Annotated in this window: 6 protein-coding genes and 1 pseudogene; all 7 read right to left on the bottom strand. The window is 63.3% G+C overall.

Features of this window, described 5'->3' with window-relative positions; all coding sequences use genetic code 11:
* On the bottom strand, positions 1-1,022 hold a 1,022-nt coding region (locus WB528_RS25710), incomplete at its 3' end, for a 5-methyltetrahydropteroyltriglutamate--homocysteine methyltransferase (RefSeq protein ID WP_423892007.1).
* Positions 1,023-1,033: 11 nt separating this feature from the next.
* The gene (locus tag WB528_RS25705; RefSeq protein WP_423892005.1) at positions 1,034-1,768 is read right to left on the bottom strand and encodes an ABC transporter ATP-binding protein; all 735 of its coding nucleotides are present in this window, start codon (positions 1,766-1,768) and stop codon (positions 1,034-1,036) included.
* Entirely contained in the window at positions 1,758-2,507 is a 750-nt protein-coding gene (locus tag WB528_RS25700; protein ID WP_423892003.1) for an ABC transporter ATP-binding protein, read from the bottom strand. The genes WB528_RS25705 and WB528_RS25700 overlap by 11 nt, the downstream gene beginning before the upstream one ends.
* Positions 2,504-3,457 carry a branched-chain amino acid ABC transporter permease gene (locus tag WB528_RS25695; RefSeq protein WP_423892001.1) on the bottom strand — a complete coding sequence of 318 codons (954 nt, stop codon included), beginning with the start codon at positions 3,455-3,457 and terminating at the stop codon, positions 2,504-2,506. Before WB528_RS25695 ends, WB528_RS25700 begins: the two co-directional genes overlap by 4 nt.
* Positions 3,454-4,326: a branched-chain amino acid ABC transporter permease gene (locus WB528_RS25690; protein ID WP_423892009.1), complete on the bottom strand. Its 873-nt coding sequence runs from the start codon at positions 4,324-4,326 to the stop codon at positions 3,454-3,456. The genes WB528_RS25695 and WB528_RS25690 overlap by 4 nt, the downstream gene beginning before the upstream one ends.
* A 39-nt stretch (positions 4,327-4,365) precedes the next feature.
* Positions 4,366-5,610 carry an amino acid ABC transporter substrate-binding protein gene (locus WB528_RS25685; protein ID WP_423892000.1) on the bottom strand — a complete coding sequence of 415 codons (1,245 nt, stop codon included), beginning with the start codon at positions 5,608-5,610 and terminating at the stop codon, positions 4,366-4,368.
* Positions 5,611-5,735: 125 nt separating this feature from the next.
* Positions 5,736-6,248 (bottom strand): annotated as a pseudogene (locus WB528_RS25680) (hydroxyquinol 1,2-dioxygenase); the annotation flags it as partial.

Here is a 6,248-nt window from a genome sequence, read left to right as displayed (position 1 = left end):
AGTTCGGCGCGCACCATCGCCGCGCCGTTGGCGAGTGCCTTTAGCTTAGCAAACGCGAGTTCGCGCGGCAGGTACTTCATGCCGCAATCCGGCGCCGGCACCAGGCGGTCGGCGGAAAGAAACTTCAGCGCCGCACGAATGCGCATCGCCACGATATCAGCGGTCTCCGCGTTCGGGTCGGCGAGATCGATCACACCCAGCATGACCTTCTTCGGCGACAGCTCCTTGAGCACCCCGAGATCGAGCCTGGGCTGCGCCGCCTCGATCGAGATCTGATCCGCGTTGCACGCGGAGAGTTCGCCCAGGAACGAGTAACCCACCGGCTTCTCGCCTTTGACGACCGCCGCGTAGCCGAAACAAAGATGCACGACAGTGGTCGCTTTCAAGCCGTCCAGCGCGCGGTCGATCGCCTTGACCGCGATGCGTTTGGCGGCGGGCGGGTCCTGACGCAGCCAGGGCTCGTCGAGCTGAATCACGTCGGCGCCGGCCTTTTCGAGATCGCGCGCCTCGGCGTTCACCGCCGCGGCAAAATCCATCACCATCTCGTCGTCGTCTTTATAATATTCGTTGAGCGCCTGCCGGCTCATCGTGAACGGACCCGGCAGCGTGATCTTCGCCATCCGCTCGGTATTGCGGCGAAGGAATTCCATGTCCCGGGTTTCGACCGCATGCGTGCGGCGGACCGGGCCGATCACGCGCGGCACGGCGGTGGCAAGACCGGCCTTCGACATCACTTCGCCCGGCCTGCCGGAGGCAATGCCTTCGAGCGACGTCGCAAAACGGTTGGAGTAGCTTTCCCGCCGCACTTCGCCATCGGTGATGATGTCGATGCCGGCGCGCTCCATGTCGCGGATCGCGAGCAGCGTCGCGTCATCCTGCGCCTGCTCCAGCCATGGCTCGGCGACGCGCCACAGATCGAGCCGCACCCGCGCGACGCCCTTCGACAGCAGTTGACGGTCGACCAGCCAATCCGGCTGCGGATAGCTGCCGACAACCGTGGTGGGCAAAAGTTTTGCGGTCATTCCATGCTCCGTCACACGGTCCCGCCGAGATAAAGCCGCTTGACGATGTCGTTGCCGCGCAGCTCGTCGACATTGGCCGCGACCACGATCTCGCCGTGGACGATGATATAGCCGCGATCGGCGATGCGCACCGCCTGATTGAAATTCTGTTCGGCCATCAAGACCGTCAGATCGAAACGCTCGCCGAGCTCGCCGATCTTGGTGATCATCTGCGAGACCAGCAAGGGGGACAGCCCCACCGACGGCTCGTCGATCAACAGTAGCCGCGGCGAGGACATCATCGCCCGCGCAATCGCGAGCATCTGCTGCTGTCCGCCCGACATGGTTCCGGCAAGCTGCCTCGAGCGTTCTTTCAAGACCGGAAACGCATCGAAAGCAAGTGCGAGGTTACGATCGATGTCGCGGCGCGCCGCGCGGCGGAACGCGCCGAGCATGAGATTTTCTGAAACCGTGAGCCGCGGAAACAGCCGCCGCCCTTCCGGAACCAGCGCCACGCCGAGATCGACAATGGATTCCGGCGACAACTTGGAAAGGTCGTGCGCGACACCGTCGACGGTCAGCGAAACGCTGCCGCGCCATGGCCGCACCAGGCCCATGATGCACTTCATCAGCGTGCTCTTGCCGTTGCCGTTGGTGCCGAGCAGCGCCACGGTTTCGCCGGCCGCAACGTCGAGCGAGACGCCGCGCAGCGCCTTCACCGCGCCGTACCCGGCATCGAGATCGCGGATCGCGAGGCTAAGTGCCAAGATAGGCCTCCTGCACCCGCGCATTCGCCATCACGTCGGATGGCTGGCCGATTGCGATGATCTTGCCGGCATCGAGGCACATGATGCGCTGGGAAAACCGCATCACCGCCTGCATGATGTGCTCGATCATGATGATGGTGATGTCTTCGCCGGCCAGTTTCATCAGGAGATCGAGCACTTCGTCGACTTCAGAGCCGGAGAGCCCGGCCATCGCCTCGTCCGAAATCAGAAGCTTTGGCCGCGTCGCCAGCGCGCGCGCCAGTTCCATCTTGCGCAACTCCACCTGGCTCAACCCGGTGACCCCCGCGTCGGCCTTGGCCGCGAGTCCCATTTGCTGAAGGATCGCCATTGAGCTGTCACGGTGATCGTCGGCCGAAAGGCGAAGATGCGTGGCGCTGGTGAAATCGGCAGCGACCATCAGATTCTCGATGACCGTCATGCTCTTGAAAGGACGCGGAATCTGGAAGCTGCGTGCGATGCCACGCCGCGTGCGCACGTGCGGCGCCAGCCGCGTGATGTCTTCACCGCCGAAAATGACGGTCGAGGGCTCGGTGCGGAAGGCGCCGGAAATGCAGTTGATCAGCGTCGTCTTGCCGGAGCCGTTAGGCCCGATCAGGCCGAAGCGTTCGCCTGCCTTGATATCGACGCTGACATTATCGAGCGCGGTAAAGCCGCCGAAACGCTTGGTCAGCCCCTCGATCCGCAGCAGCGGGAGTTCGGCGGCGGGCGCAGACGTCATGCCTTGCCCTCCGCGCGACGGCGTTTGAGAAACAACCCGATGATGCCCTCGGGCGCCGCCACCACAAACAGCACCAGCATGATCCCGAGCACCAGCACGTTCACTTCAGAAGAAATGGTAACCGCGAGAACCTGCTGCGTGACGCCGAGCAGGACCGCGCCGATCACCGGCCCTATCCAATGCGCGGTGCCGCCGATCAACGCCATCGCGAGCACCGAGACCGAGTAATTCAGATTGAAGGCCGACGCGGGGTCGGCATATTGCAGGTACATTGCGGCCGGCGCACCGGCCGCGCACATGAGCGCGCCGGAAATCACGCACGCCACCATTTTCAGCCGCAGCGTCGGCACGCCGGTGCATTCGGCGGCGAGTTCGTCGTCCCGCAACGCCTGAAGGCCGCGGCCGATCCACGAATTCTGGATATACCGCGCAATCGCCACGCCGAGTACCACGAGCACCGCCTGGACGAACACCAGCATCTGGACATAGCTGTGAAACGGCGCGGTGACGGGCGGCCGCTGCAGCTGGATGCCGGCAGCCCCGCCGAGAGAGCGCCAGTTCGTCACCGACGTCTCGATCACGATGGTCAGTGCAATCGTGGCGATCGAGAAGAAGATACCCTGCATGCGCAGCGTCAAAAGACCGACCGCAAACCCGAGCAATGCCCCCACCACGGCAGCGGCCGCGATCTGCACAACGAGCGGCGCGCCCGCCGCCTTGAACAGGAACACCGCCGTATAGACCCCGACGCCGAAAAAGGCGCTGGTGCCGAAATTCACATAGCCGGCATAGCCGCCGAGAATGCTCCAGGCCACCGACAGCACGACGAATTGCAGGATCACGTAGCCTGCGAAGAACCAATATTCGTTGGCGATGAACTGCGTCGTCAGCAGCAGGAGGCCGAGAAGCAGCACGGCTGTGCCCCAGAAAGCGATACCTCCGCGTTTCATGATCGCCTGCCCAACAGGCCCTGCGGCCGGACGGCCAGAATGCCGAGCAGCAGTGCAAAGGAAATCGCGGGCGCCCAGGACGCGCCGAACATCGTCAGCACGATGGTTTCGGCAACGCCGAGGATGATTGCGGCAATCAGCGTGCCGGTCATGCTGCCGAGCCCGGCCATCACCACGACGCAGAAGGTGCGCCCGATATAGGCGCGGTCGAGCGTCGGGTCGACCGGTGAGACGATGATGAGCAGCGCACCGGCGACGCCGAGCACGGCCGTCGCAATCCCGAACGCCCATTGCTTGATGTGGACCGGATTGGCGCCCATCAGCCGCACCGCTTCCTCATCCTGCGCCACCGCGCGGATGGCGCGGCCCATGAAAGTGCGCGACAGATAGACCGCAAGCAGCAGCGTCAATCCGGTCGCGACCGCAAACGCCACCATCAGGCGAAGCGGAATCCGCATGTCGCCGAACCGCCAGGACTTGCCGATGTAGGAAGCCGTGACCGAACGCTGGTCGACACCGAAATACAGGATCAGCAGCACTTCGATGATGAAGGCGACGCCGAAGAAAAACGCGATGCCGCGCACGCCTGCGTCGCTGCCGCGGCGCTCGAAGGTCTCGTAGTAAAGCCGGTAAGCGCCTATCCCGAACACGAACAACAGCGGCGTGATCAACAATCCTGCCACCAGCGGATCGATGTCATAGCTGTCGTTGAGGAAATAGACCCCATAGGACGCCATCACCAGAAAGGCGGGATGCGCCACCTGGGGAACGTCGAGCAGACCAAAGGAAACCGACAGACCGATGCTGACGGCTGCATAAAAGCAGCCGAGCAGCACGCCGGTCACGACCGCGTCGAGCAGCAGGTCCATCGAAAACAATTCGGCCCCCTTGACCCCTTACCAAGCCGTTTATTTTCGCGCGGCCTCGAACGGCGTGATCAGGGTGCCGGACTTCAGTTTCTCCGGGAACAGGATCACCTGTTTGCCGGGCTTCTTGAACTGGTCCATGTTCTTGTCGACGATGCCCTGGAACTGCGCTTGCAGCGTCGCGGTCTCCTTGCGCTCGCCATCGGCTGCGAACGCGATCGGGCCGACGATGGTCTGGACTTCGTTCGCGTGCAGATATTTGGCGATCGCTTTCTGGTCGAGCGAGTTCGTCGCCTTGAGGGCGGCCTCGATCAGCTGGCCGGATGCATAGCCGAACGGCGCCAGATAGTAACCGAGCGGATCGACCTTGGCTGCGACCGCGCGCTTCGAATAGGTGTCGAAGAACGCCTTCGTGCCTTCGTAATACATGCCGGGTTCGGGCAGCCAGGTGTTGAAGTTGACGACGCCGTTGAGCAGCGAACCCAAATTCTCCATCACCGCGCCGAATTGCAGGCCGACCATGCCGCCGCCGAACAGCTTGACGTTGTCGCCGATTCCGATCTCGTTGACGGCGCGCAGGATGCCGGCCGAATCCGGCGGATAGGACGCGACATGGACGATGTCAGGCTTGGCCGCCTTGAGCGCCCGGAGGATGCTGGAGAATTCCACCGTGTTCGGCGGATAGGCCTGGTCGAACAAGATCGATATGTTGCGCTTGGTCGCGACCTCGCGCGCGGTCGTCGCCAGGTTTTGGGCAAACTCCTGGTCGGCGGTGAGCAGCGCGACCGTTTTGCCGCCGGCCTTCTGGCCAATATCGAAAAACGCCGAAGCCCAGGAATCGGCCGGGCCCCACGGCGCATTGTTGAACCACATGTCGTGGTGGACCTTGCTGTTCACCTGGAACGAGAAGTTCCCGATCAGCACCATGCCACGCTGCTTGACCAGCGGCATGATCGGCGCCGTCGGCACCGTCGCATAAGGCGCAAACAGGAGGTCGACCTTGTCAACGTCGAGCAGCTTCGAATAGATCGCCGGCGTCTCGGCGGCGCTCGACTTGTCGTCATAGACGATCAGCTCGATCTTGCGGCCGAGCAGGCCGCCCTTGGCGTTGATGTCGTCGCGCCAGATTTCGTGGCCGAGCAATGCGGCCTTGCCGCCGCCCGCCAATCCCCCGGTTTGCGCCATCGACAGACCGATCTTGATCGGCGGCTGATCGGCGCCGGCCTTGGAAATCAGCGAGACGCCAATGCCGGTGATGGCTGCGCCGAGAAACGTTCTGCGTTTCATAATTCCTCCCTGTGTAACGCTTTGGTGGGTCCGCATCGGGTCTTGCGCCCGCTGGCGGACAGCATGCAGTGTCGTTGAACGTTAGGCACGGCGGCCGCCGGGCCACAACAAGACTCTGGTCGCATTCAAGCCGGCTGCTTCAGGATCGCGGCCGGATCAGCGCCGACGCGGCCGCCGGCCCGGTCGGCCGCGGTTTCGCGCGACAGGCGCATGTCAAATCGGATGCTCGGCATGCCCTTGATCGGGCACTCCGGATCCTTCGGATTGATATCGACAGCAAGATCGCCCGACGAGCCGAACACGACGTCATCGGCCAGATGCGGATCGTCGCGCAGGTAAAGCGCCGTCACCAACTCGCGATAACCGGGCGCGCCGACCAGGAAATGAATATGCGCCGGCCGCATGCCGTGTCGTCTCTGCGCTCTGACCATTTCGCCGACCGGTCCATCCATCGGGATCGAATAGCCGAGCGGCTTCACCGTGCGCACCAGGAAGAGGCCGTTGGCATCAGTGGTGAATATGCCGCGATAGTCGACGGACGTGGGATCTTCCTGAATGTCATAAAGGCCGCTGGCGCTGGTCTGCCAGAGCGAGACGGTGGCGCCGGAAAGCGGCTTGCCGTTCACGTCCGTCACACG

Source organism: Bradyrhizobium sp., assembly GCF_049586575.1.
Lineage (GTDB): Bacteria > Pseudomonadota > Alphaproteobacteria > Rhizobiales > Xanthobacteraceae > Bradyrhizobium.
The sequence above is the reverse complement of the archived record's forward strand: the minus strand, read 5'-3'. Positions and strand labels throughout refer to the sequence as shown.